We start from the raw sequence: 3,142 nt of genomic DNA, 5'->3' as shown, positions 1-3,142 counted from the left end.
GGGGCGGGCTTGGCCGGCGGCTTCTCGTCGCAAGCGCTGAGGGCGAGGACGGCGACAAGGGCGAAACGGGAAACCAGACCGGTCATGAAAACTCCAGGCGGGAACGACTTCACCGCTTGAAGGCTTGAGCCATGGCGAAGTTCCACCGCTTGAGGGGCCGGATTTGAGGGCGCTGCGTCGTTTGCTTTGGGGGCTGGGCGTGCTGGCGCTGGTCGTCGGAGCGTTCTGGCTGTGGGTGATCTGGCCGCCTTGGCAGGCGGGACGGGCCCGGCCCAGCGATGCTAGGCCCGCGTCCGAGGCGCCGGTTTCCGTCGAGGGCGCGCCACCCCTCGTCGCCGCGCCGGCGCTGTGCGTCGGAAGCGAAGCGGGCCCGCACGGCGCGGCGGCGGCCAACGCCGCGTCGCTCTCCACCCTGGCCTGGTCGCCGTTCGGCGGGCCCGAGATGGGCTGGGAAATCTACGCCCCGCGCATCGCGGCCGAGATTGGCACAAGCTGCGCCCCGGGCTCGGATGGCTTCGCCGCCGCCCTGGCCCGTTGGCAACAAGCGAACCGCCTGCCGCGAACGGGGGTGATGGACGCGGCGACCTTCGCGGTCATGCTGCCGCGCTGGCACCTCTCGCGGCCGTTCGTTCGCGTGAACCGCGATGGGGTCTGTCCTGGCGCGCCTCTCGAGGCCGATCTCGCCACCGCGCGGCCGGACGAGAGCTACGGCGGCAAGACCATCCAGCTACGGCCCGCCGCGCTGGAGGCCTATCGCCGGATGGCGGCCGAGGCGCGCGCCGCTGGCGTGCTGGGGCGGCCCGAGGCGTTGAAGATCTATTCGGGCTTCCGCGCGCCGGACGCCGACGCCCAGCGCTGCGCCCGCGATCAGAACTGTCAGGGTCGGGTGCGGACGATCTGCTCGGCCCATCGCACCGGCCTGGCGGTCGACCTCTTCATCGACGCAGCGCCGGGCTTTGGGCCCGACTCCTCGGTCGACGCCAATCGCTTGGCGATGGCGCGCTCGCCGCTCTATCGCTGGATGGTGTGGAACGCCGGCCGGTTCGGCTTCGTGAACTATGTCTATGAGCCGTGGCACTGGGAGTGGACGGGCGAGCCGATGCTGCCCGGGACGCCGATCGCCAGCCTGCCGCAGGATGGCGGCGAAGCGGTCACGGAACCTGCGGAAGGCTCCACGCCGCGAACGCCGGGCGCTGCTTCAGGCGCGCATAGTAGGCGGTGAGAGCGGGCCATTCGAGGCGCTGGATCGGGCTGTGCAGCCAGCGGTGCGTGGAGAGGCCCAGCACGACGTCGGCCAGGTCCAGCTCGTCCAGGGTCCAGAGGACCTTGCGAACGTTGATGGACGAGGTCCGGCCGAGGACCTTGGGGACCGTCACCGGGTCATCCAGGGCTTGGACTTGCCGGTCGGGGCGGCGGCGCTGGCGCGCTCCACCTTGCCGCTGGAGGCCTTGGGGCCGTGGCCATGGCGGCCCTGAGCGGCCTTCTTCAGGCGCAGGGCGCGCTGCATCGGCGTTTCGCCCTCGGGCGCGGAAGCGTCGGTCTTGTCGGTCATGAACGCGATGTAGGCCTCGTTTGGCGCCTTGAGAAGGCCGCGCTTGCGAGCCACTTTGGAAAGATGCCGCCCCGCCGTCTGGTTCCCGCTGTCGTGCTTTGCGCCGTCCTGGCCGCGACCAGCGCGCGCGCCCAGACGCAGAAGCCTGCGGCCGAGGCGCCCAACGCCGTCTCGCCGGTGCTGATCCTGCCGCCGACCCTGCCGCCCAAGCTGGTCTCGACCTATCCGGCCCAGGACCAGACGGTGGAGCCGGGGATCCTGATCCTGAAGGCCGCCTTCGACCAGCAGATGTCGCCCGCCGCCTGGAACTACGCCCCCGCGCCGGGCGCCGAGCCGCTGGACTGCGTGAAGACCCCGCGGCTTCTGGCCGACCAGAAGACCTTCGTGCTGCTGTGCCGCGTGCTGGCCGGGCGGACCTATGGCGTCACCTTCAACGCCCAGCGGCCCGGCGGTTTCGCCAATCTCGGCGAGAACCCGGCGCAGACCGCCAGCCTGACCTTCAAGGTCGAGACCGCCGACCCCGTCACCACCTTGCGCCGGGCCATGGAGCTGGCGGGGCTGGGGGCGGACCAGACGCCGGTGCAGGAAGCCCCGCGGGCCTCGGCGCCGCCCGCCGGCGGCTAGCCGCTCAAGCGTCTGGCGCGCGGGGCCCCGCTGGCGCAGGATCATCCGATGACGGGGGATTCGGCGGAACGGGAGGCCATCGGGCGCGAGTGGACGGGCGCCGAGCTCGCCGTCGTGGTCGGCGACTACCTGGCCCAGCTGGAGAAGACCCTGGCCGGCAAGCCCGTCGACCGCGCCACCCACGACCGCGCGGTCCGCTTCGTCACCGGCAAGTCCGGCATGCCGGTCATGGCCAAGCAGGGCGAGATCACCGCCGTCCTGTCGCTGATCGGCCTGCCGGTGCTGAAGGATCCGCCGCCGCGCTGGACCTATGACGCGCCGCTGCTGACCGCCGTCGAGGACGCCCTGGCCGCCAAGCCCGCCCTGCTGGCCGCCGCCGTCCGCCCCGACGCCCTGTTCGCCGCTCCGCCGGCCATCCCGCTGATCGAGGCCGCGCCGCCCCAGCCCCTGCCGCCGGACGAGACGCTGGCCCGGATCATCCAGCGCTTCGACCTGGCGACGCGGGCGGCCGAGGACCGCTTCCTGCCCGGCCTGGGCGCGGCCAGCGTCGTCGCCCACGAGGCCCGCCGCCTGACCGACCACGGCCGCCCGGACCTCGCCCGCCAGGTCCGCCTGGCCCGCGCCGGCGATCCGGCGGGCTGCGACGTCATCAGCTTCGACCTCGAGGCCGCGCCGCGCCTGCTGGCGGTCAAGACGACCCTCGGCGCCGACGTCGCGCCGTTCGGCCTGACGCCGGCCGAACTGGACCTCGCCCACGCCCATCCCGAGATCTTCCGCGTCCGGCGCGTCTACGACCTTCTGGGCGACGCCCGCTTCTTCCGGTTGAGCCCGCCCTTCGCCTAGCGCCGCCCGCAAAACCATACCGATCAGGATGTGAATTGCGCCCGCCCGCGCCGCGCACTAGACCAGCCCAGGGCGCAGATTAAGGGCGGGCGAAAGGACCAAGCATAGGGGCGGGTCCCGGAG

The 3,142-nt window shown here is 72.6% G+C and carries 5 protein-coding genes; 3 read left to right on the top strand and 2 right to left on the bottom strand.

Annotated features, from left to right (window positions below; translation table 11 throughout):
• Positions 1-163: 163 nt before the first annotated feature.
• Positions 164-1,222: a M15 family metallopeptidase gene (locus tag AX690_RS11905; protein ID WP_066682947.1), complete on the top strand. Its 1,059-nt coding sequence runs from the start codon at positions 164-166 to the stop codon at positions 1,220-1,222.
• On the opposite strand, the gene AX690_RS11900 is transcribed toward AX690_RS11905, so the two are convergent.
• Together AX690_RS11900 and AX690_RS11895 are read right to left on the bottom strand one after the other, a co-directional pair.
• Positions 1,152-1,376, bottom strand: coding sequence for a hypothetical protein (locus AX690_RS11900; protein ID WP_066682948.1), 225 nt, complete (start codon positions 1,374-1,376; stop codon positions 1,152-1,154). The genes AX690_RS11905 and AX690_RS11900 overlap by 71 nt on opposite strands.
• On the bottom strand, positions 1,373-1,552 hold the full coding sequence (locus tag AX690_RS11895) for a hypothetical protein (RefSeq protein ID WP_066682951.1): 180 nt from the start codon (positions 1,550-1,552) through the stop codon (positions 1,373-1,375). The genes AX690_RS11900 and AX690_RS11895 overlap by 4 nt, the downstream gene beginning before the upstream one ends.
• 63 nt (positions 1,553-1,615) lie before the next feature.
• Here AX690_RS11895 and AX690_RS11890 point away from each other — a divergent pair, with 63 nt between their 5' ends.
• Positions 1,616-2,176 carry a hypothetical protein gene (locus AX690_RS11890; protein WP_066682949.1) on the top strand — a complete coding sequence of 187 codons (561 nt, stop codon included), beginning with the start codon at positions 1,616-1,618 and terminating at the stop codon, positions 2,174-2,176.
• A gap of 48 nt (positions 2,177-2,224) precedes the next feature.
• A complete protein-coding gene (locus AX690_RS11885) occupies positions 2,225-3,019 on the top strand; it encodes a DUF3883 domain-containing protein (RefSeq protein ID WP_066682950.1) in 795 nt (264 codons plus the stop codon).
• Positions 3,020-3,142: the final 123 nt, after the last annotated feature.

Origin of the sequence: Caulobacter sp. CCH9-E1 (assembly GCF_001556515.1) — a bacterium.
GTDB lineage: Bacteria > Pseudomonadota > Alphaproteobacteria > Caulobacterales > Caulobacteraceae > Caulobacter.
The sequence above is the reverse complement of the archived record's forward strand: the minus strand, read 5'-3'. Positions and strand labels throughout refer to the sequence as shown.